Here is a 22,211-nt window from a genome sequence, read left to right as displayed (position 1 = left end):
ACAACTACCAGAGCCCCGCCTGCCGAATCTGCTGGGCTAGCGCCGCAGTGCGGGGTGCCGGGCTGGCCAGCAAATCGGCGTAGACCACCAGCGGCGGGGCGCACTGCTCTGGATCAGGCAAGAACGGGGAAAAATACGGATTCAGCAATTCCACGGGTCCCCGCTGGCAGGGTACCAGTTGTAGGTGATGCGCCAGTTGAGCACGGGGTAGCGTGCTGTAAATTGTGAGCAAAGGCGGTGGATCGGCGGAGATGCCCAGCAGCCGTTGAGCGGCGGCCTCGCCGCTCCAGACGCACCCTGGGGGTAGGGGGTAGGGCCAGTCGGGCGGGGCGGCCGTCAGCCACCGGTAGCGTTGCGGGTTCAGGCGGTTGCGCAGGGTAGAGGCATAGTACCCTACCCAGTGCTCTACCACCGCCGGCCGCAGGGCTACCCACCCGGCAGGATCGGCCGACCACAGGGCATGCTCCTCCAAGTAGGCCAGCGTGCGCACCACCACCGAGGGCGAAAAGCGGGTGGTTTTGGCAATTTCCCGCACCGGACAAGCCACCAGTGCCGGCGTGCGCAACAGGTGAAATACCAGGCGCATACCGGCCACGTTCAGCCGGGCCGGGGGCGCGGTGGTAGGTGCTGTTGGCATGGGGGCTGCTGCCGGCGCTGGGGCTGCCTGCTGGTAGCCGCGCAGGGCCACGAGTAGGCCCGCCGCGTGCCGCAGCCAGGCGTTGCCGGCCGCATCGGCGTAGCAGATGCCCCGCGCCCGCAGATGCGTACGGGCCTGTTGCGATATGCGCTCGGCCACTACCAACAAGGGCGGGCCAGACTGTGTGAGGCGGTCGAGGGCGCCGGTCCAGGTGGTGTCGGCTACCAGGGGTAGGGCCACTACGCTAAAGCAGGCGCTAGCGCCCAACTGCCAGGTTTGCTGGGCTGCGCCGGCAGCCGGCCCCGCGCTGATACGGGTAGCCAATGCCTGCTGCAACCCCAACCGAACCTGCTCCAGCAGCACGGAAGCAGAGAATAGGGATGACAAAATACGGTACCGGCCCTACGTAGCCGGAATAATCAGTGGTAGAGGAAAGGAGAGAAAGCAGGTGCGGGAGTGGCCCTAAACAGCAAGACCGGCGCTGGTAGCCAGCCCCGGTCTTGCGTGTGCGTCGGCGCGGCAAAAGCCGTGCTTGCAGTAGGCTAGTAATCCGTGTTTTGCGGATCGAAGTTGGTCCAGCCAGTCAGCCAGTTATCGGCAGTGGTGCCCGTGCCCGAGAAGGCGCCGATGTAGCTCACTTTCGTGAAAAAGCTGTCCGTCACTTTGCTATCCGAGAAATCAGCGGCACTGCCAGCGGCAGTGGCGGCCGTAGCGGGCGAAGCGCTGCGAGGGATAAAGCTTGGCGCCGTTAGGTTGAAAGGATTGAGCAGCTGCACGTTATCGGAAGTAGTGTAACGCTTGTTGCCGCCGGCCTTCAGCCAGGTGAGCGGCCCTACTGCCGCGCCCCAAGCCGAGGAGTCGGAGGCCATAACGTTGTTTACCGTTAAGCTGCCGGCGCCACCGCTACCCCCAACGAAGATAATGCTGCGCTGACCAGCCGTGGAGTTGGAGCCCGTTAGGCTACCCGCCACAAGGTTATTCTTGAACTTAAGGTTGCCCGCGGCGGCGTTACCGGCCGTCAGGTTGTGGTCGATGAGTACGTTGGTCGGATAGCCCATAATAATCGAGTTCATAATGCTGATGCTCGAATTACGACGGATGTGCGCACCGGCCGTGTACTGGGGGCTGTAGTTGGCTCCGTTGGCATTGATGATGGGACCAACTGCCGTCACGTTGGAGAATACCGCCGAGGTCTGGGGAGTAGCCGGAGTGGCCTTGCTGTCGTTGTCCGACTCAAACGCCTTAGAGCCCGACTGGTCAGCCTGCAAGGGGTCGCGCAACGACACGGCAAACTGCACCTTGCCAGCGAAACCGTTGTCAGTGTCAAAGTCGTCGTCAAACGTACGGTGCGACACCAGGTATTTGGCATTCACCGTGCCACCAAACCACTCAAAGGCGTCGTCGCCGCTGAACGAAATCTGCACGTGGTCGATGGTAGTGCCGCTGCCTACACCGGCCAGCGTCAGGCCGTTCACCTCGTTGTCGGGCGAGAAGGCTACGCCGCCAAACTCGATGCGCACGTATTGCAGAGTACCAGAGTTGTCAGCTTTCTGGTCTCCGCCATATTTCGTGCGAGGGCCACCCTCAATCTGGGGCTGTGAGGTACCGGTGAGCGTATTCACCGGGGCATTGCCAGCAATGATGAGGCCGCCCCAGTCGCCGTAGTTGCGGGCGCCTTTGGGCTGATTGGAAGTGAATACAATGGGCTTTTCGGCCGTGCCCATCGCCATAATCTTCGCGCCGGGCTCGATAATGAGGGCACCCTTGGTGTCTTTGTCGCCTTTGATGATGGTGCCGGGCTCAATGGTGAGCGTCACGCCCGACTGCACGTACACATAGCCTTTCAGCAGGTACTTGTTGCTAGCCGTCCAGGTGGTGTTGGTCGTGATGGGCGCATCTACCGATACCGATTGCCCAGTGCTGGGGGTGGTGGGGGTGGTGGGGGTAGTGGTGCCGCCGCCTGTTTGGTTGGGGGCGGGGGTGGTGTCCTCCTTGCTGCAAGATGCGAGGCTAGCAAGTAAGGCGGCCGCCAGGGCCAGGGAACGAGTATGCTTTTTCATATGGGGTGAAATGAAAATGGGCAATAGGGAGTAGGGGAAGGCAGAGGTTGGTTACGGCACTGGGGTGAGCGGACGCGTGCGGGGCTCCAGGTTGAAGCGCAGGCCCAGCGTGTAGTAGGTGCCGCGGCGGTAGCCCGTCAGCGATGGGTCGGAGCTGGTGTACTTCTTATCGCGGTTGAAATCCTGCACCAGGTTCACCTTCTGGTTCAGCAGGTCCTGAATACCGGCGTTCAGCGTCAGGCGGTCGGTTATTGTCTTGGTCAGCGAGAGGTCCACGGTGTGGCGGGGTAGCTCCACTACGTCGGGGTAGTCGATGCTGCCGGCAAACAGGATGCGCGGGCCAAACACGTTGTACAGCGCCGACACCTGCCAGCTGTTGTCGGGCGTCTGGTAGTACAGGCCACCGTTGAACACGTAGGGCGACTGGCCTTGCAGGGCGCGGTTCCTATCCCAAGCCACAATGTTTTGGCCCAGCGATACTTCACTTTTGATCAGCGAAGCGTTGAACACGGCCGACAGGTTGCGCAGGCCCGTGGTGCCAAAGGCGTCGTCCAGGAAATTCAGGCTCTTTTTAATGTCTACTTCCACCCCGTAGGCGTAGGCGCTGGGCGCGTTGGCAAAGGTGTACGCCAGGTTGGTGGTCAGCACGGCCACGTTCTCGATGGGGTTCGTGAAGTGCTTGTAGAAGGCGCCCACGTGGATCAGCTCGCCGCTGCTGGGGTACAGCTCATAGCGCATATCGAAGTTGTCGATGGTGGCTACCTTCAAGGGCGAGTCGGGGTTCAGGTACAACGAGCCGTAGTTCAGCACGTTGAAGTCGAAATCGTAGAAGAAGAACGGCGCGGCTTCGCGGAACTCGGGGCGGTTCAGGCTACGACCGTAGGCCAGGCGCACCAGGTTTTTCTCGTTGAAGTTGTAGCTGAAGTTGGCCGAGGGCAGCACGAAGTTGGTGGTCACGTCCTGCTCTACCGGCTGCCCGTTGATGCCCGTGGCAATGGATTGCACGTTGCGCTCGTAGCGGGCGCCAGTCACCACTTTCAGCTTGGTAGTGAGTGGGATGTTGAACGACACATAACCAGCTTCCAGTTCGTTGGAGGCATTGTAGCGGTAGGTCGAGTTCAGGTCCTCATCCATGCGGAAGCCATCGGTGCCGATGTTCTGCGGATCGAAGATGTTGCCTACTGCCTCGTTGCGCAGGCCCTGAATACCGCTGGTGTTCAGCGAGTAACCAAATGCACGGGCGTTGAAGTCACGCTTGCGGTATTCCAGGTAGGTGCCAGCGCCGATTTCTACGGTGCGGTCGGCCACTACCACGTTGTGCTTCAGGTTGGCGTTCAGCGTGTAGCTATGCTCGCTCAGCTTCTGGTAGAGACGGCCAGCGTTGTTCACGTCTACCTGGCCGGTAGCCGGCGTCAATACCGTTTCGGTAGGCAACCCGCCGTCGGTAGTCGAGGGAATCGACTGGTAGGACACGCGGCGCAGGTCGGGCTCGTTGCGGCTGGAGTAGCCGTAGCCGCCTACCCAGTCCAGCTTCGTTTTTTCCTTGTTGAAGGAGTGCTGACCGGCCAGCTGACCCGTGTAGGTGGTGCGGCCCTGGTAGCCCAGCAGGTAGTTGTTGCGCACCCGCTGCCCGTTGTTGTCGAAGCCTTGGCGGGTAGTTACTTGGTTGCGGCCCTGCTGGTTGAACAGGTTACGGAACTCCAGTCGGTCGCCGTTGTCCAGCACCACGTTGAAGTTCTGAATAGCGCCCAGACGGATGCTGTTGGTTGATTGGTTGTCCTTGAACTGGTCGGTACGCTCGCCCGATACGTCGTACAGGTTGCGGTCAATCTGGAAGTTGGTGAAGGTGTTGGTGTAGTTCACCGACGTGATGCTACCAATCTTCAGGTTGCTCAGGTTGATCTGGTCCATGTAGGCCGCGTTGAAGCGGATGTCCGGCATGGCCTTCATCTTATAGATAGGGAAAGTGTTTTCGAGCTGGCGGGCGTAGAAATCACGCTCGTACTGTTGGTAGGCCGTGCCCAGGGTAGGGAAGCCGCCGGGCAGGCTGCGCTTCACTGCGCCAAAGCCAAAGGCGTCGCCGGCCTGGGTTTTGTCGCTGTAGAAGTTCTTGCCCGTGGTGCCGTCGCGGTAGCCCGAAGAGTAGTTCACCGTGAGTAGGCGCTCGTTGAAATTGGGCTTGCGCAGGTACACTTTCACTAGGCCACCGGCAAAATCGCCCGGCAGCTCCGGCGAGGGGTCTTTGAATACCAGCACGCGGTCGAGCAGGGAGCTGGGCACCACGTCGAAGGAAAACGACTTGCGGTCGGTTTCCGAGCTGGGGGCCGTCACGTCGTTCAGCCACACCGTATTATATCGGTCACTCAGGCCCCGAATCTGGATGAAGCGGTTGTCAACAATCGTCACGCCCGGAATGCGGCGTACTACCTCGGCCGCGTCGCGGTCCTGGGTTTTCACAATCTGCTCCGACGAAATACCGCTCACCACCACGTTGGCCTGGCGGATTTCCGTAATCACGGCCATTTCGGTGTTGGTGCGGCGCACGCCCGTTACCACCACCTCACTGAGCTGCTTGTTATCCGACTCCAACGTGGTAGTAATCACCGTCGTTTTGTCGGCTACCACTGCCACTTTCTGTACCGTGGTGGGCTTATAGGAAACCGAGGTTACTACCAGGGTATACTCCCCAACAGGTACTTTCTCCAAGATAAAATCACCGTCTACCCCGGTGGGACCACCGAAGGTAGTGCCTTCCAGGTGTACGGTGCCCCCAATCAGAGGCTCCTGCGTGGTAGCGTCCTTCACAGTGCCCCGAACGGTGCCCGTTTGGGCCAGGGCTGCGAGGCTGCTCAGGTTGAGCAGCAGAAAAAATAGTAGAGTAAGAGGGTGCCGCATAGGTTTGAATTATGCTGCAAAGCTCCCCCGGCTAGATTGCCCTATTTTGTCCCGATTGTTAAGTGATTGTTATGGAATGCGCAGGTATATGACGCCTGTATTATCTACTGAATAAGTCAGATTAATCGAAGATGATGGTTTTGTTGCGGTGCACGAACACATGCTCGTTGAAGACCAATTGCAGGGAGCGGGCCAGCACAATTTTCTCCACGTCGCGGCCGGCTTGGGCCATGTCCTGGGCGCTGCGGGTGTGGTCGATGGGGATGACGCTTTGGGCAATGATGGGGCCCTGGTCGAGCTGCTCGTTGACGAAGTGCGCCGTGGCCCCAATGATTTTCACGCCCCGCTCGTAGGCCTGCGCATAGGGGCTGGCCCCCACGAAAGCGGGCAGGAACGAATGATGAATATTGATGAGGCGGTTAGGGTAGGCCGCCACAAAGTCCGACGACAAAATCCGCATGTACTTGGCCAGCACCACAAAATCGGGTTGGTAGCCGGCCAGCACGGCTAGTACCTCGGCCTCGTGGGCCTCGCGGGTGCGGTCGGTGTGGGGCAGGTGATGGAAGGGAATGCCGAACTGCTGCGTGAGGGTGCCCAGCACCTCGTGGTTGCTCACCACGGCCAGAATCTCGGCATTCAGCTCCCCAAAGGCGTGACGCACTAGCAGCTCGCCCAGGCAGTGGTACTCGCGGGTAGCCAGCAGCACTATGCGCTTGGGGCGATTATCGGAGAGGCGCAACACCGCCGTGGGCGGCAGCACGGCCCGCAGCTCCTGTTGCAGCGCCTCGGCTTCGAAAGTGCCGGCAAACTCTGTGCGCATGAAGAAGTGGTTGTCGTGGCGCTCCACAAACTCGCCGTTGCGCAGGATGTTGAGGCCGTGCTTAAACAGCACGCCGGTAATCTTATAGACGAGGCCCGGCGCGTCCGGGCAATGAATCAGCAGGGTATTAGCCATAGAAGGGTAGGGTAGCGCCACAAGAATACAGAATGACGGCCACAAAAAAGCCACAGTAGAAGCTAGGGCTACAGAGCTGCCTACCTGTTACCGAACAATCAGCCAACGCAGCCTACCAATACGCCCCTCTCATGCTGAGCAAGCCGTATTGTTCGGCCAAAGCGCTCAGCAGCACACTGGGTAGGGTGGAAAAGGCCGAAAGTTACACTCGTCGTGGCCTAACCCAAAGGCGCTGGTGCCCGTTTGAAGGGCTATGAACGAAGAAAATAAACTGAGTCGTCGTCAGATAATCAGTGGGTTAGGCGCCAGTCTGGCCGTAGCTGCCGCGGCGCCGATGCTGTCGGCCGAAGCCGCTACCGCTACCGATAAGGCTGCTCCCGTTGTCCTCAAAGATCCTACTACCGCCTACCCCAAACCGCCTTTCAAGGCGCAAGAGCAACCCTGGCCAGCCTTGGCTAGCAAAATGGAGCCGCGCCCCGACCACGGCGAAACCAGCTATAAAGGTTCTGGCCGCCTGAAAGGCCTCAAAGCCCTCATCACGGGCGGCGACTCTGGCATGGGCCGCGCCGCCGCCATTGCCTACGCTCGCGAAGGGGCCGATGTGGCCATCAACTACCTACCCGCCGAGGAAGCCGACGCCAAGGAAGTTATCGACCTGATCAAGAAAGCGGGCCAGAAAGGCGTAGCTATTCCCGGCGACCTGCGCGACGAGGCCTTTTGCAAGAAGCTGGTAGATGACGCCGTGCGCCAGCTCGGCGGCCTGGATATCCTGGTGAGCAACGCGGCCCGGCAACAGTCGCACGAGTCGATTGCCGACATCAGCACCGAGCAGTTCGACTGGACCATCAAGACCAACATCTACGCGCCGTTTTGGCTGATGAAGGCGGCTCTACCTCACCTCAAGCCCGGCGCCAGCATCATCGGCACTACCTCCGTGCAGGCCACCGACCCCTCGGCCAACCTGTTCGACTACGCCCTGACCAAGGCGGCCACCACCAACTTCGTTCGTTCGCTGGCCAAGCAGCTCGGGCCGAAGGGCATCCGCGTGAACGGCGTGGCGCCCGGCCCCATCTGGACGCCCTTGCAGGTAGCCAAAGGTGGCTCTACGCCCGAGAAACAGAAAACCTTCGGCGAAGATACGCCCCTGGGCCGCCCCGGCCAGCCAGCGGAGCTAGGCTCTATCTACGTGCAGCTCGCCGACCCATTGGCCAGTTATTCTACAGGTCAGATCTTTGGTGCGGCCGGCGGCAACGGGTTGCCATAGCCATATAGCATATAGTTGTAATGAAAACGCCCCAGCGGATGCTGGGGCGTTTTCATTACAACGGGTTGTTCACTTTTAGTGCCTGAAATAGTCGCCCTGCTCCAGGTCGGCCAGAAGGGATTTGTGAGTAGGCTGCCAGCCCAGGCGCTGCTGCGTGAGGGCGCTGGAAGCAGCCAAGTCGAGGCCCGCGAAGCCCGCCATCCAGCCGAAATGCGCGCCAGCTTCTTCCGGCGACTTACTCACAACGGGCACGCCCAAGTGGCGGCCGATTACTTCAGCAATGGTCCGTATCGGAATACCTTCGTCGGCTACGCCGTGGTAGCGGGCGCCTGCCACGCCTTTTTCCAGCGCCAGCCGGTAGAGCCGGGCCGCATCGAGGCGGTGCACGGCGGGCCAGCGGTTATGGCCGTCGCCCACGTAAGCCGCTTCGCCCTTTTCGCGGGCAATGCTGATGAGGGTAGGCACAAAGCCGTGGTCGCCGGCATCGTGCACCGAGGCCGCCAGGCGTAGCACCATGGCCCGCACGCCCTGGGGCACCAGCGCTAGCGCCGCGTCTTCTGAGTGGCGCATGGCGGGCACCTTGGCGTCACGGGCATCCTCTTCGGTCAGCAACTCACCTTGCTGTGTGAGGCCAGCGAAGCCAGACGTAGCAATAAAGGGCCGGTTTGAGCCCGCCAAGGCAGCGCCCATGGCTTCAATGGCACGGCGGTCTGCTTCGGCCGCGGCGGCGTACTGCGTAAAGTCATGAATAAACGCGCAGTGAATGACCCCATCGGTTTCGGCGACGGCGCGTTGCAGGCTGTCGAGGTCGTTGAGAGAGCCGCGGTGTGCCTGAGCACCGGCAGCAGTTAAGGCCTGGACGGCTTCTTCGGAGCGAGCGAGGCCGAGCACCTGGTGGCCCGCGCCAAGTAGTTCCTGTACAACGGCCGAGCCTACGAAGCCCGTCGCGCCGGTAACGAAAATGCGCATATGTGTGGTTGTGTGAAGTGTGATGCTGATGACTCCACAAAAGTCCGGCAAGCAGAGCGTAGCACGTCTGCGCGGATCAAACCATCTACTGAAGAATTCAAACAAAGGAGAAGGGCGTTCTAAGAAAAAGCAGCCCGTCACGTCGAGCTGGTCGAGACGTGACGGGCTGCTTTTTGATGGGCCTCTTTCTTCCTACCCTTCTACCCCCGAAAGGCCCCTGGCACTAGCCCGGTCTGGCGCTTGAAGAAGTTGCAGAAGTGCGCCACATCGGCGAAGCCCAGGCTGTCGGCAATTTCCGAGACGGTCCAGGTGGTTTGTTTTAGCAGCATACGGGCTTCTTGGGCTACCCGGTTGCTGATGAGGGTGGTCGTGGTGTGGCCGGTAGTATCCTTAAGTGCCCGGTTGAGGTGGTTGACGTGCACGGCCAGGGCGTCGGCGTAGTCTTTGGCTGTGCGCAGGGGTAGCTGCTGCTGCGGGGTAGCCAGCGGAAACTGCCGCTCCAGCAGGTCAGTGAACAGCGCTGCTACTCGCGCCGAGGCGTTGTGCGCAGGCGTTTGGATAGGAACCGGCTGAAGTTTCTGCCCCGCATGAATCAGCTCCAATAAGTAAGCACGCAGCAGGTCATACTTGTAGGTATACGTGGAAGCCATCTCACGCTCCATTTTCTCGAAAATAGGAGCCAATGCAGCATGTTCGTCGGGGCTGAGGGGTAGCAACGGGCAACCGCCCGGTTGAAAAACGGGGAGTTCCTCCACAGCCAGCGCACCTTTCACAGGAAGTAGAAATTCTTCGGTGAAGATGCAGAAATGCCCCGTTTGGTTCTGGTCGTGGGGAAGCCAGCGGTAGGGCACTCGCGAGGTGGCAAACCACAGAGCCGGTCCCGCCACCTCCACGGCTTGATCGGCGTATTCGATGCGGCTGCGGCCCTGAATCAGGCTGATTTTGTAGAAGGCACGCCGGTCAAAGGTCATCGGCGGCCGCTCGTGACGCCGCCGCATCAGTACGGCCACGTTGAACACATTGAAATGGCCGATTTCCCGCTGCAAATCCGCTGGCGGCATCACGCCTGCGGCCCCATTATCCTGCTCCGCAATCTTGGTATAAAAGGCTTCGAGAGAGTTGGGGTCCATAACCAATGGTTGTAAAAATCAAAGGTAATGGTTTAGGCTGTACGAGTGGGTAGTAGCGACGAAGCGATAGATATAGTAGCAGGACGAATAGGTTCCCTAGGTTTTATCAGGCGGCGTAGTATCGGTTTGTCACTGGCGCGGCAGCGAAGACTCTAAGAATCTGTTTGCGTTAGTTGTTGCACGATGTAGAGACACATATGTGCGTCTCGTCGTTGAACGGTTTCGGCCACGAGGAGCAGACAACGAGACGCACATATGCGGCTCTACATCCTTTAAACGGTTATCCAATTTAACGCAACTAACGTCTTAAATACCTTCAATAGGTAAGTGTTGATTATCTGATGCTTACTTGAAATAAGGACACTTACAGCGCTAGTAGCGCCAGCTTACCATCGGCGCTGCTAACGAGCACGCCGCGGCCCAGCACGAGGCGGGGCGTGTTCACCATATCTTCGCCCAGAGCATACCGCCAGCGCACCTGCCGCGTGGTCTTGTCTATGGCAACCACCTGCCCAAACGTGGTACCGAATACCACCAACTCGCCGCCCACCACCGGCATGGAAGCTGAAAAGTCCTGCCCGAAGCCTGCATCCAGGCTCCAGGCCGGCTGGGGTGCCGCACCGGGGCGGGTGTGCCAAGCTACCACACTGTCCTGCATGGTCTTGGCAACGAGTAGGCCGCCTTGCGCATCACCGCCGAGCGACTCACGCACGCGCCAGCGGCCATCAGCGGCTACCGGTTGGCCGGTGTGCAGATCGAAGCCGTGTAGCTGCTCGTCGGGGGCCACGGTGTAAACGACGCCTTGCTGGATAACGGGCGTGCACATGGCCGGCGAGTAGTAGTGGCTGCGCTGCTCGTTGCGCCACTGCCAGGCCAGGGTGCCATCGGCTGCGTTCAGGGCGTAGAGCGTTTTGTTCCAGGTACCAAATACGATTTTGCCATCGGCCAGCGCCGGGGTGGCGGGTGGAAAGCCCGCCAGCTGGGTGTGCGTCCAGCGCACCTTACCGGTAGCCAGATCAAGGGCACGGAAGGTCAAGTCGCTACTGCCGATATAGACTGTGTTGTGGTCGATGAGGGGCGAAGCCAGCACGGCCCCGCCGGTTTTCACCCGCCACAGTACCCGGCCGGTGCGGGCGTGCAAGCAGTAGATCGTGCTATCGGCCGAGCCGAATACCACGCGCTGACCCGCCACGGCCGGTGAAGAGTAAATGGACTGCCGACTTTTAAACGTCCAGTTGGGGGTAGCATCACGCAAGGAAAGCGACTTAAACTCACCTAACAAGTTGCCGATCAACACCGAGTTCTTCCACACGGCGGGCTTGGCCACCAGGTTGCCGCGGTCCTGGTATTGCCAAATGGCTTTGCCCGAAGGGTAGGCTGGGGTAGGCAGTACGGGCGCTGCCGCTTGAGTTGCTACTCTGGGCGGCCGGCCCGCGGCAAACCGTGCCCACGGGGCCAGCGCCGGCTGCCCTGGCTGCACCATGCGCAGATGCACCGAGTCGGGCGTGACGGCTACCACGTTATAGGCCACGTTGCCTTCGCGCTGCTGCGCCGTGCGGGTCATGGCGCCGGGCAGGCCGCCGAAGTCAAACACCTGGTTCACGTGCCCGTGGCCGCAGAAAATAGCCTGCGTCCGGAAGTGGTGGAGCTGCGCGAGCACGGCGGGCGCATTACTTAGTTGGTCGTTGAGGGGGTAGTGCGCGAAAAACAGCACTGGTTGGGTAGGCGGTGTAGCGCGGGCCAGACTATCGAGCCAACGTAGCTGGTCCTGGGGAACGTAGCCGCGGCTCATGCGGCCATACGGGCCGGTACTCACGCCCACCAGGCGCACGCCCTGCACGTCGGCCACAAACTTCTGATCGTGCCACAACTGGTTGAAGGCCAGTCCGCCACTGGCCGACCAGCCGGTATCGTGGTTGCCGGGCAGGCAATAGTAGGGCTTGTTGAGCTGATCGAGCAGGGCTTTGGCTTGTTGGAGTTGATCGGTGAGGCCGAAGTCGCTCACATCACCCGTCACCACCACAAAGCGGATGCGCGGGTTGCGGTTGATATCGGCCACAATGCGCGCCAGGCTCTTGTCGTTGCCGGCCTTGCCAATGTGGGTATCGGTAATCAGGGCAAAGCGGAGGGTGTCAGCCGGGGTGGATTGCGCCAACGCGCCGGCACTCGGCCAAAGCAGGCAGATAGTCAGCAGGCGAAACAGGAAACGAATAGACATAGGTAGGAGCGAGTCGTAAACAGAAGGGCTGCCGAACCGTGGCAGCCCTTTGTCAGCGTGAGTGGTTGAAGAACAGGTATTTCAGTAGCTGATACCTACTTCGAAAAGCGCAGCTCGGCTACCACCGGGCGGTGGTCCGACGCGTAGGTTTCGGCCACTACCTGGTGGCTCACCACCTGAAAGCGGGCCTGCGGGGCGAACGTGATGAAGTCGATGGCCTTGGTGGGCGTCACCACCGGGATGGTAGGCGCGCACGACTGACAGGTAGGCTTGAGAGCAGTAACCACCTGCTGCATCACCGGCGAACTGGCCTCCGCGTTGAAGTCGCCGGCTACCACGAACGGCAGCTTCTCCGCCTGCGCCAACCGCACCAGTTCCGCCGCTTGCAGCTGGCGGTTCTGGTCGGTGCGCTGGGCGTCGAAGTGGGTGCAGCCGACGCGGATTTTCTGGCCCGAGGGTAGGGAAATGGTGGCCGCAGCCAACACGCGCGGCTCGCCGTTGGTGCCGTCCTGGGTAGGCAGGCGGTGCACAATGGTGTCCTGCAAGGGGTAGCGCGAAAGCAGCGCCACGCCATAGGCGCCGCCGTCGTGCGGAATGGCCCTGCCGAAGTAGGCGTGCATGTGCAGTTGCTCGGCCAACTCGCGGGCCTGGTGGCTGCCGGTGCCCGAGCGGCCGGTGTGCACGTCTATTTCCTGGAGCATCACCACATCGGGGTGTTGGGCCTCAATGGTGCGCGCAATGGCGGGTAGGTCGATGACGCCGGGGCGGCTGGGCGGGCTGCAATGGTGCACGTTGTAGCTCATCACGCGCAGGGTAGGGGCCGGCGCCACGGGTGCAGGGGCCAGTGGGGTAGGTGTTGGGTCGGCCGATTTGGTGGCGCTGCACGCCAGCAGTAGCGGCAGGAGGCAGGAAAATAGGTTCTTCATACTACCAGCCAGGATTCTGGCCCAGGTTTGGGTTGCGCTCCAGCTGCACCAGCGGCATAGGCCACAGATAGTTGCGCGAAGCTGTGAAGGTGCGGTTGCGGTTGACGATGATGAAGCCGTTGGCATCGGTGGGCTGGTTGGCAACGTCAGCGGCCGAGCGTGCCCAGGCTTTCTTCATGCCCTTCACGTCCTCGGCCAATAGGTTGCCCTGCTGCCAGCGCAGGATATCGAAGTAGCGCTGACCTTCCAGCGCCAGCTCCACGCGCCGCTCGCGGCGTAGCTCGGTGCGCACGTCCAGGCCGTTGGTGGTCAGCTCCGCGAGGTTCATGGCGCGCATGCCCACGCGCTGTCGTAACTTGTTGATGGTCAGGTCCACATCGGCCTGCGTGAGCTTGTTTTGCTCCAGGCGGGCTTCGGCGTAGATCAGCAGCACCTCGGCCAGGCGAATCAGGTGAATATCGTTGGCGTCGCGGCTAACCTGCCCTACCGTGCTCAGCTCCACGTACTTGGTGAAGTAGTAGCCGGTGATGGTGACCGAGCCGCGGCGGTCGGAGCGGAACTTGGGCGTGGTATACACGGCCGGGTTGGTGTTCTGCGGATTGCCGTCGAAGCGGCCGCCCCAGGCCGCGCCGGGCTGCAAGATGGTTTGCACCATGCGCGGGTCGCGGTTCTTGAACACGTCGGCATACGTGGTATCCTTATACAGCGGCGACTTGTCGATGGGTAGGCCATCACTGCACAAATAGCTATCCACCAACGATTTCGTGGGGTTCCAGCGGGCGTTTTGGTCGGGCACCTGAATCTCGCGGCTTAGGTTGTGCATCGAAATGTCGGCCAGGTGGGTGCGGGCCAGAATGGTTTCCTTGTTGGCGCCGGCCGCCAGCTTGCCAGCGTAGGTGAACAAGTTGCGGTAGGCGTTGGCGGTGCCGCCAGCGGTGTAGAGCTGGTATACGCCCAGGTCCATCACGGCTTTGGCGGCCTGCTCGGCCGCGGCGTAGCGCTGGTTTTGCAGGGCCACGCGGGCCTTCAGGGCCAATGCCGCGCCCCGGCTAATGCGGCCCAGATTGGCTCCCGTAGGAATGGCGGCGGGTAGGGCGGCCGCGGCTTCGTCCAGCTCTTTCAGCATGAAGTCGACCACCTCGGCGCGGGGCGTGCGGGTGCCGTACACCAGCGGGTCATCGATTTCCAGCGGGGTTGTCACCAGCTGCACGTCGCCGTAGAAGGCCGTGAGGTAGCTGTAGAGATAGGCCCGAATCACGCGCACCTCGGCGGCCAGGGCTTCCTTGCGGGCGGGGTCGGTCACTTCGGCGCGCTGGTAGTTGGCCAGAAAGGCGTTGCAGCGGCGGATACCGTCGTAGCTACCCGTCCACTCGTTGTTGAGGGCGCCTATGTCGTTGGTGAAGTTGCCGCTGGCAATGCGCTGGTAGTCCGTGACAGAAGGCCAGATGGTGTTATCGCCCAGATTCTCCATGTCTACCGTGTTCTTGGCTTTCAGGTAGGCGTAGCAGGCATCGGTGGCTAGGCGTAGCTGTTCTTCGTTTTCCCAGTAGGTTTCGTCCACCAGCTCGTCCAGCGGCACGCGGTCCAGAAAATCATCCTGGCAGGCGCTGGTCAATAAGCTCAGGCCTAGTAGGCTGTATACTACAAAACGTTTCATATCAAGAAGAAGGAAAAGACTATTGAAGCGTGACATTGAGGCCGAACACCACCGTTTTCACCTGGGGGTAGAAGCCGCCCTGGCTCACCGGCGACTCGGGGTCGTAGCCGTAAAAGAAATCCGAGCGCGTGAAGAGGTTGTCGGCCGAGGCGTAGAGGCGCAGGCGGCTGACGCGCACCCGCTGGGTGAGGGAGGCGGGTAGGGTGTAGCCCACCTGCACGTTTTTCAGACGCAGGTAGCTGGCGTCTTCCAGCCAGTAAGTAGACAAGCGCTGGTTGTGCGACTGTTGGTAGGTGAGGCGCGGGTAGGAGCCGCCGGTGTTCTCGGGCGTCCAACGGTCCAGGTGAATCTCCTGGGGCAGGCTACCCTCGCTGATGTAGGCGTGGCGGGCAGGCCCGTAGATGTACCCATCGGCCTGGCCTACCCCCTGAAAGAAGATGGTGGCGTCTATCCCGTGCCAGGCGGCGTTGGCCCGCACGCCGTAGGTGTAGCGCGGAATGGCGCTGCCAATTACCTTCCGGTCTTGGTCAAGGGAAATCACACCGTCGCCGTTCAAGTCCTTGTAAATCAGGTCGCCGGGCTGCACCGGGTCGCCGGCAAGTACCGGGAAGCGCGGCGTGTAGCGGTTGGTGCCGGCGTCGAGGTCGAAGTCGGAGGTCTGCGCAATGCGGTCGGCCACCAGACCGTAGAAGGCGTCGATGGGCTCGCCCAGGAAGCGCACCCGGTCGCCGAAGGTAGGCGGCGTGCCGCCCAGGCTCACTACTTTGTTGCGCACGTCGGAGAGGTTGCCCGACAGACCGTAGGTGAATTGGCCTACTTGGTCGCGCCAGCTGGCCTGCACTTCCCAGCCTTTGTTTTCCACCTTGCCGGCGTTCTGCGACGGCTCGGTGGCGCCCAGCACGTCGGGCAGCGCCACGCGCAAGAGAATATCGTTGGTGCGGTTGATGAAATAATCCCCGCTCACTGTCAAACGGTTGCGCAGCAGGCCCAGGTCAATACCTACATCGGTTTTCTGCACCGATTCCCAGGTGAGAAGCGTATTAGGGATGTCGGTTTGGGCGTAGCCCAGCGTTTGCTGGTTGCCGATGGGCATGGTGCTCACCGGCCCAATGGTAGCCAAGTAGGGATAGTCGCTTCCTACCAGGTCGTTGCCCTGGGTGCCGTACGACGCCCGGATTTTGGCCAGCGGCACCACGTCCCGCAGCCCCGCAAAGAAGGCTTCCTCCGAGAAAATCCAGCCCACGGAACCCGAGCCGAACAGGTTCCAGCGCACATCGGGCGAAAAGCGTGAAGAGCCATCGTAGCGGAAGTTGCCTTCCAGCAGGTAGCGGTCCTTGAAAATGTAGTTGGCCCGGCCAAACACCGAGCGCAGCGCGTTCTGGTAGGCCTGCCCGTTATTCAGCTGATTTTCAGTGCCCAAATTAATGGCACCCACGCTTTGCGTCGGCAACGATTGGCGGCTGGCCGTTAGGTCTTCCCCTACCGTCGATTCCTGCGAGGCAGCCAGCAGCAGCTTCACGTCGTGCTGATCGGCAAATCGCTTCTCGTACTCGGCCATCCCGATAAAGGTCTGGTAGGTACGCATGTAATTGGCCCCGCTGATGGTGTTTTTGGCGTTAGTCTGATAAATCAGCGAGTTATCGAGGGGGCTGTAGTAGTTGATGGTCTTGGAAAAAATGTTGCGCTTGGAGCTGTAGGTCACCAGCCCGTACTGCCCGCGCAGCCGAAAGCCGTCGAACAAACGCAGGGTGCCGCGCATGTTGGCCGTTAGTTCCTGGGAGCGGAAGTTGTTGGTGCCGCCGTCGGTGGTGACAGCCACGGGGTTGCGCTGCCCACCAATGTAGCCCCAGCCCCCGGTGGTGAAGCGCACCGGCACCAGCGGCAGAATCTGCAACGTGGCGTATAGCGGCCCCGAGTTCGACCCTACACCCTCCGACGAGCCCTGCACTTCGCGGTTGATATAGCCCAGGTTGGCGTCCAGGTCCAGGCGGTCGGCTAGAGTGGTGCTCAGGCGCACGCGCACGTTGTTGCGCCGGGCCTGGTAGTTGTCGCCGGTGATGAGGCCGCCCTCTTTGAGGTTGCCGTAGGACAGGTAGTAAGTCAGGTTTTTGGCCCCGCCGTTCAGGCTCACGTTGTGGTTTTGCTGGGGGGCGCTTTTCTTATATATCTCGTCAATCCAGTTGGTGTTGGCGAAGTAGTTGGGGTCGGAGCCATTGCGGGCCGTTTCTATTTCGGCGTCGGTGTAGGTAGGCACCCGGCCCACGTTGCGCTGGGCCTCGTTCAGCAGGGTCATGTAGTCCACCGAGCCTAGGGTCTTGGGAAGGGCGGTGGGCGTCTGAAAACCGATGTAGTTGGTGTAGGTGAGGGCCGGGGCCGCGCCTTCTTTGCCGCGCTTAGTGGTCACCAAAATTACCCCGTTGGCCCCGCGCACCCCGTAGATAGACGACGAAGCCGCATCCTTCAGCACCGAAATCGACTCGATGTCATTGGGATTCAGAATGTCCAGGTCACCGCCCGGCACGCCGTCAATCACCACCAGCGGGTTGGCATTGCCCAGCGTGCCTATCCCCCGAATACGAATGGAGTTGCCGTTACTACCCGGTAGGGCCGAGGAGTTGACCACCGTTACGCCCGGCATCAGGCCTTGCAGGGCCGAGGTAGGGTTGGTGATGGGGCGGTCGGCAATGTCAGTGGCGCTGATGTTGCTCACGGCCCCGGTCAGGTTCACCTTTTTCTGGGTGCCGTAGCCGACCACCACCACCTCCTCCAATGACTTGGTATCGGGCGCCAGCCGGATGTTGACGGTGGCGCGGTTATCCAGCGCCACTTCCTGCGTCAGATAGCCAATGAAGGAGTACACCAGCGTGGTCGCGCCGTCGGACACCGTCAGCTGGTAGCGGCCCTGGGCGTCCGTCACGGTGCCGGTGGTGGTGCCCTTCACCAGCACGTTCACGCCGGGCAGGCCGCCGCCCGCCTGGGCATCCAGCACGGTACCTTCTACCACGCTGGCCGGGGCGGCGCTGGTAGATTTGGTGATGGGTAGGGGCTCCACCAGGATGCGCTCGGCCACCACGCGGTAGCGCAACTGCAAGGGTTGTAGCACCCGGTTCAGCACGTCGTCGAGCTGCTCGTTGGTGGCCTCCACCGTCACTTTGCGGTCCAGGGGTAGGGTGTTGGCGTAGGCAATGGGCACGTGGGCCACAGTGCTGAGCTTCTGCAAGGTCTGGCGCAGCGTCTTGCCTTGTAGCTGCACGCTAACCCGCTGATGAATATTGAGTTGTGCCTGCTCGGGCGAGGTCCACGCTACCAGCGTCAGGCTCAGCAGGCCCAGGCAAACCGGTCGCGTCAAGACGCACCGAGCCGCCCCCATGCGGGAGTAGAAATTTTTCAGCATACTTTTGAAAGGTTTGTTTTTAGATGATTCCGCGGCGGCTATGTCCAGTAGCTGCCGGGGCAGGCCAGGGGCCGGGCGTGTTTGCCGCACGTCCGGCTCTTTTTTTAGGGGTAGGGAAAAGGTTGAAGCGCGTAAGCAGGTGAGAAAAACAAATCAACAGCCTGCACCCTGTAGGATAACATGCTGTTCTTGAAGTGTATAAGTGCTGCCCGTAAGGGCGGAGAGAATTTCTAACGCATCGGTCAACGGCTCCTGGCCAAATTCCACCGTGAGCCGGCACCGCAGCAGTTGCTCCGAGTTCAGCGTGATGCGGACGCCGTAGCGCTGCCCCAGCTTGTCCACGATTTCGGGCAGCGCAGCTTGGTCGAATACCAGGCGGCCCTGCTGCCAGGCAATGCTTTGGGCGGGGGTAGGGGCCGGCTCCACCGTCAGCCAGTACGCGGCCAGCACCGCCTTTTGCGCGGGGCGCAGCGTCACGGCCCGCGTACTGGCTGAGTCCTGTACTACCACTTTGCCCGTTAGCACCGTCACTTCCTGCTGCCGGGCGTGGGGGTAGGCATACACGTTGAAGCTGGTACCCACCACACGGGTGCGCAGCCGGCCACTGTGAATAATGAAGGGATGCGCTGGGTCTTTGGCCACTTCGAAATACGCCTCGCCGCGCAGCTGCACCTCCCGGGTGTTTCCCTCGAAAGTGGTGGGGTAGGACAAAGTGCTGTTGCCGTTGAGGTGCACCACGCTGCCATCGGCCAGCACCAGGCGGGCTCTCTGGCCAGCGGCTGTGTGCTGCTGCCGGTAGTCCACAGTAGGCGTTGGGCGGGCGCTCCGCAGCCAGTACGCCGCCCCGGCCACCAGCAGCAGGGCCACCATAGCCGCCACGGATAGCCACCGCATCGGGCGGCGCGCTACGGCAGGTGCCGGGATAGGGGCCAGCGCATTCAGGCGGGCCTCTAGGGCGGCTACGGCCGCCGGCGCCGGATGCTGGGGTAGGCGGTGGCGCTGCAACGCGGCGTAGTGGTCCAGCACTTCCTCTAGCTGCGCCGGGGTGGCATGCAGCAGCCACTGCCGAAAGGCCAGGTGCTCGGCCTCCGTGTGCCGGCCCGCCGCGTATTTTTCCAGGAAGGCGTGATAGTGGTGCGCGTCCATACAGCTGATTTCGCCCTTAAGACGAACAACTGCGGCCCGCGGCCCCTTTGATCACAAAAAGGTAATATGCGGTGTGGGCTGGTTTAAAGCGTATACAGCGCCCACCAGAACGACAACGACTGCCAGGAGACTGTTTGCCTTAGCTAAAAGGCCGCTGGAACGGTGTAGAGACGCATAGCGTCTCGTCGTTGAACTATACGGCGCGGACGGCAAGACGCGAATACGCGTCTCTACACCGTGCAATCAATAACGCAAACAGCTTCTTAAAAAACGCTCGGCAGTAGCCCGCAGATAGCCAGCTGCACCACGGCATCGCTGTGCAGCAGCAGGTTTTTCTTCACGTAGTCGATGGCGGCGTACAGCTGCTTCTTCACCACCGATTTAGAGATATCCAGCCGCTGCGCAATTTCGTCCAGCGACAGTTCTTCCTGGGTACGCAACAGGAAAATCTGCCGGCGCTTGGTGGGCAATTGCCGGATCAGGGCCTGGGCCTGCTCGTGGTATTGCTGGTTGATGAGTGCCTGATCGGCGGGCTGCCCGCAGGGGGTAGCGGCCGCGTGCACCTCGGCGTAGGCACTGAGCTGCCGCTGCTGCTGTCGCACCTCGTCGTACACCAAATTCTTGGCGGCGCGGTACAGATACTGCCGAAAGCTGGCAATGGCCGGCAGCTGCGCCCGCCGCTCCCAGATGGCGATAAATACTTGCTGCGCCAACTCCTGCGCCGTTTCCTCGGAGCGCGTGAAGAGAAAAATATAGCGCTGCAACCCATGCAGATACGTGCTGTAGAGCTGCGTAAAGGCCCGTCGGTCACCGGTGGCTACGGCCGCGAGCAGCCTACTCTCTTCGTGTGGAAAGTTCATGCCCGTAGTTTTTACGAAGATACTCGACAGGGTAGGGTAGGAGTGGTTACTGAATCGTTACCAGATTGTTATTCCTTATCGGGGTGGTCGTTGCCCGGCGGGATAGCACTATGCAGCTTGCGCCCGCGAGGTAGGGAGGAAATCCTACCGTATTGGCTGCTTAACTGTCCTGCCGCTCTCTCCTCGGCGCGGCGGGCTGGTGCGCGCCTTCTGGTCGGAGCTGCCTCGGCACAGCCGCGCGAGTGCGTGCGTTCTATCGCTGTAAGAAATTCTATAATACTCTACTAATCATTTGATAATACGCTGCTCCTACTTTTGGCTTTCCGTGCTAATTCTTCAGTTGCTATGGCCAAAAAAACTACTTCTATAACGATTACCCGCCGGGAGTTTATCAAGCATACCGCTGTGGTTTCGGGCGGGGTGGCGCTGTTGCCAACCCTACTCAGCAGCTGCAACGACGACAACGAGGACCTGCTAAACTATACCGGCGACTTTGGTTTCCGGGAAGGCGTGGCCAGCTTCGACCCCAGCCAGAACAACGTCATCATCTGGACCCGCTACACCCCGGCCGACAACGAAACCGGCGACGCGACCATCCGCTGGGAAGTGGCCGAAGACGGCGGCTTTGCCACGGTGAAAGCCTCGGGCAACCTCACCGCCACGGCCGCCAATGACTACACCGTGTGGACCGATGTGCCGGCGCTGACGGCGTATAAGAAGTATTACTACCGCTTCCGCAACGACCAAACCCGCGCCGAATCGGTGGTGGGTGAGACCCGCACGCTACCCGGCAACGGGCAGGCCAGCAGCGTGAAGCTGGCGGTGGTGTCGTGCGCCAACTACCAGGCTGGGCTATTTAACGTGTATGGCGCGGTGGCCGAGTCGGATGCCGATGCGGTAGTGCACCTGGGCGACTACATATACGAATATGGCGCGGGCGGCTACGGCACCAACAGCAGCACGGCTACGCTCAACCGCGCCCACCTGCCGGCCACCGAAATCCTGTCGCTCAGCGACTACCGCACGCGCTATCGGCAATATCGCTCCGACAAGCAGTTGCAGCGCGTGCATCAGCTCAAGCCTTTTATTGCGGTGTGGGACGACCACGAGGTAACCAACGATGCCTACACCGACGGGGCCGAAAACCACCAGGCCAACGAGGGCAGCTTTGCGCAGCGCAAGCAGTTTGCCCAGCAAGTGTGGCACGAGTACCTGCCGGCCCGCGTGAGCGACAAAACCAAAATCTACCGCCGTTTCGACCTGGGCGGCTTGGCCAACCTGCTGATGCTCGACACCCGCCTGGTAGGCCGCAACCAGCAGCTGAACCTGGGTAGCTACTTTAGCAGCACCGGCGCCTTCAATAGCGCGGCCTTCGGGTCGGCGTGGCTGAACCCGACCCGCACGATGTTGGGTACGGAACAACGCAGCTGGCTGACGGCAGCCCTAGCCGGCAGCACAGCCAAATGGCAGGTGCTAGGCTCGCAGGTGCTGATGGGTAAGATGTATATTCCGGCCGAGTTGCTGCCGCTGGTGGCCCAGCTCACGAGCGGTGCTACCCCCGCCTTGCTGACGCAATACGCCACCGTAGCGGCCCAGCTGCTCGCCATCAAAAGGCGCATCGCGGCCAGCGACCCTATCGTAACGGCCGCCGAGCGGGCCCGCGTGGAAACGGTGCTACCCTACAACCTTGATGCCTGGGACGGCTACCCCGCCGAGCGGGAAGCCATTCTGGGGGCCGTGGGCAGCGGCAAGAAGCTGGTATCGCTGGCTGGCGACACGCACAACGCTTGGCACAGCGACCTGCGCACTAGCGGCGGCACGGTGGTAGGGATGGAGTTTGCTTGCTCGTCGGTATCGTCGCCGGGGTTTGAGGCATTCCTGGGCTCCGATCCGGCTACCATTGGTGCTTTCGAGCAGCTCAACACGGCCCTCATCAACGACTTGCACTACCTCGACGCCTCGCACCGGGGCTTCGTGGAAGTAAGCTTCACGGCCACCAACGCCACCTCTACCTGGAAATACGTGGAGGGGCTAGCCACCGAAAGCACGGCGACTACCGTGGGACGAACCGTTACGGTATCGTAGCAGCGTGTTCTCGCT

General features: G+C 61.2%; 14 protein-coding genes. 2 read left to right on the top strand and 12 right to left on the bottom strand.

The annotated features are described in order from the left end of the window. Nucleotides 1-4: 4 nt before the first annotated feature. The 4 genes from KYK14_RS07755 to purU all read right to left on the bottom strand — a co-directional run bounded on the left by KYK14_RS07755 (nucleotide 5) and on the right by purU (nucleotide 6,547). Nucleotides 5-1,024, bottom strand: coding sequence for a type IV toxin-antitoxin system AbiEi family antitoxin (locus tag KYK14_RS07755; RefSeq protein WP_219158270.1), 1,020 nt, complete (start codon nucleotides 1,022-1,024; stop codon nucleotides 5-7). A gap of 155 nt (nucleotides 1,025-1,179) precedes the next feature. Further along, nucleotides 1,180-2,697 carry a T9SS C-terminal target domain-containing protein gene (locus KYK14_RS07750; protein WP_219158268.1) on the bottom strand — a complete coding sequence of 506 codons (1,518 nt, stop codon included), beginning with the start codon at nucleotides 2,695-2,697 and terminating at the stop codon, nucleotides 1,180-1,182. Nucleotides 2,698-2,748: 51 nt separating this feature from the next. Continuing rightward, a complete protein-coding gene (locus KYK14_RS07745) occupies nucleotides 2,749-5,592 on the bottom strand; it encodes a TonB-dependent receptor (RefSeq protein ID WP_219158266.1) in 2,844 nt (947 codons plus the stop codon). A 121-nt stretch (nucleotides 5,593-5,713) separates the two neighbouring features. Beyond that, nucleotides 5,714-6,547, bottom strand: coding sequence for a formyltetrahydrofolate deformylase (gene purU, locus KYK14_RS07740; protein ID WP_219158264.1), 834 nt, complete (start codon nucleotides 6,545-6,547; stop codon nucleotides 5,714-5,716). A gap of 253 nt (nucleotides 6,548-6,800) precedes the next feature. Here purU and KYK14_RS07735 point away from each other — a divergent pair, with 253 nt between their 5' ends. Next, on the top strand, nucleotides 6,801-7,811 hold the full coding sequence (locus tag KYK14_RS07735) for an SDR family oxidoreductase (RefSeq protein WP_185284157.1): 1,011 nt from the start codon (nucleotides 6,801-6,803) through the stop codon (nucleotides 7,809-7,811). Nucleotides 7,812-7,886: 75 nt separating this feature from the next. Here the strand turns inward: KYK14_RS07735 and KYK14_RS07730 are convergent, their stop codons facing one another. From KYK14_RS07730 to KYK14_RS07695, 8 genes are all read right to left on the bottom strand, one after another. Then, nucleotides 7,887-8,780: an SDR family oxidoreductase gene (locus KYK14_RS07730; RefSeq protein ID WP_219158262.1), complete on the bottom strand. Its 894-nt coding sequence runs from the start codon at nucleotides 8,778-8,780 to the stop codon at nucleotides 7,887-7,889. A gap of 200 nt (nucleotides 8,781-8,980) precedes the next feature. Then, on the bottom strand, nucleotides 8,981-9,910 hold the full coding sequence (locus tag KYK14_RS07725; protein ID WP_219158260.1) for a helix-turn-helix domain-containing protein: 930 nt from the start codon (nucleotides 9,908-9,910) through the stop codon (nucleotides 8,981-8,983). Between the two features lie 364 nt (nucleotides 9,911-10,274). Next, a complete protein-coding gene (locus KYK14_RS07720; protein ID WP_219158258.1) occupies nucleotides 10,275-12,128 on the bottom strand; it encodes an outer membrane protein assembly factor BamB family protein in 1,854 nt (617 codons plus the stop codon). 95 nt (nucleotides 12,129-12,223) lie between these two features. Further along, a complete protein-coding gene (locus KYK14_RS07715; RefSeq protein WP_219158256.1) occupies nucleotides 12,224-13,054 on the bottom strand; it encodes an endonuclease/exonuclease/phosphatase family protein in 831 nt (276 codons plus the stop codon). 1 nt (nucleotide 13,055) lies between these two features. Further along, complete coding sequence (locus KYK14_RS07710) at nucleotides 13,056-14,711, bottom strand: RagB/SusD family nutrient uptake outer membrane protein (protein ID WP_219158254.1); 1,656 nt, start codon at nucleotides 14,709-14,711, stop codon at nucleotides 13,056-13,058. A gap of 19 nt (nucleotides 14,712-14,730) precedes the next feature. Then, on the bottom strand, nucleotides 14,731-18,105 hold the full coding sequence (locus KYK14_RS07705; RefSeq protein WP_219158252.1) for a SusC/RagA family TonB-linked outer membrane protein: 3,375 nt from the start codon (nucleotides 18,103-18,105) through the stop codon (nucleotides 14,731-14,733). Nucleotides 18,106-18,258: 153 nt separating this feature from the next. Beyond that, nucleotides 18,259-19,251, bottom strand: a complete 993-nt coding sequence (locus tag KYK14_RS07700; RefSeq protein ID WP_219158250.1) for a FecR family protein — start codon at nucleotides 19,249-19,251, stop codon at nucleotides 18,259-18,261. Nucleotides 19,252-19,514: 263 nt separating this feature from the next. After that, nucleotides 19,515-20,111, bottom strand: coding sequence for an RNA polymerase sigma factor (locus tag KYK14_RS07695; protein ID WP_185284150.1), 597 nt, complete (start codon nucleotides 20,109-20,111; stop codon nucleotides 19,515-19,517). 345 nt (nucleotides 20,112-20,456) lie between these two features. Between KYK14_RS07695 and KYK14_RS07690 the strand changes: the two genes are divergently transcribed. Beyond that, a complete protein-coding gene (locus tag KYK14_RS07690; RefSeq protein WP_219158248.1) occupies nucleotides 20,457-22,196 on the top strand; it encodes an alkaline phosphatase D family protein in 1,740 nt (579 codons plus the stop codon). Nucleotides 22,197-22,211: the final 15 nt, after the last annotated feature.

The sequence above is a fragment of the Hymenobacter profundi genome, from assembly GCF_019334315.1.
Lineage (GTDB): Bacteria > Bacteroidota > Bacteroidia > Cytophagales > Hymenobacteraceae > Hymenobacter > Hymenobacter profundi.
This window is presented reverse-complemented; position numbering and strand designations above follow the sequence as displayed.

Coding starts and splice junctions, on each gene's coding strand:
- KYK14_RS07710 (WP_219158254.1), bottom strand. CDS start 14,711: ATGAAACGTTTTGTAGTATACAGCCTACTAGGCCTGAGCTTATTGACC.
- KYK14_RS07690 (WP_219158248.1), top strand. CDS start 20,457: ATGGCCAAAAAAACTACTTCTATAACGATTACCCGCCGGGAGTTTATC.
- KYK14_RS07715 (WP_219158256.1), bottom strand. CDS start 13,054: ATGAAGAACCTATTTTCCTGCCTCCTGCCGCTACTGCTGGCGTGCAGC.
- KYK14_RS07735 (WP_185284157.1), top strand. CDS start 6,801: ATGAACGAAGAAAATAAACTGAGTCGTCGTCAGATAATCAGTGGGTTA.
- KYK14_RS07730 (WP_219158262.1), bottom strand. CDS start 8,780: ATGCGCATTTTCGTTACCGGCGCGACGGGCTTCGTAGGCTCGGCCGTT.
- KYK14_RS07720 (WP_219158258.1), bottom strand. CDS start 12,128: ATGTCTATTCGTTTCCTGTTTCGCCTGCTGACTATCTGCCTGCTTTGG.
- KYK14_RS07750 (WP_219158268.1), bottom strand. CDS start 2,697: ATGAAAAAGCATACTCGTTCCCTGGCCCTGGCGGCCGCCTTACTTGCT.
- KYK14_RS07695 (WP_185284150.1), bottom strand. CDS start 20,111: ATGAACTTTCCACACGAAGAGAGTAGGCTGCTCGCGGCCGTAGCCACC.
- KYK14_RS07725 (WP_219158260.1), bottom strand. CDS start 9,910: ATGGACCCCAACTCTCTCGAAGCCTTTTATACCAAGATTGCGGAGCAG.
- KYK14_RS07705 (WP_219158252.1), bottom strand. CDS start 18,105: ATGCTGAAAAATTTCTACTCCCGCATGGGGGCGGCTCGGTGCGTCTTG.
- purU (WP_219158264.1), bottom strand. CDS start 6,547: ATGGCTAATACCCTGCTGATTCATTGCCCGGACGCGCCGGGCCTCGTC.
- KYK14_RS07700 (WP_219158250.1), bottom strand. CDS start 19,251: ATGGACGCGCACCACTATCACGCCTTCCTGGAAAAATACGCGGCGGGC.
- KYK14_RS07745 (WP_219158266.1), bottom strand. CDS start 5,592: ATGCGGCACCCTCTTACTCTACTATTTTTTCTGCTGCTCAACCTGAGC.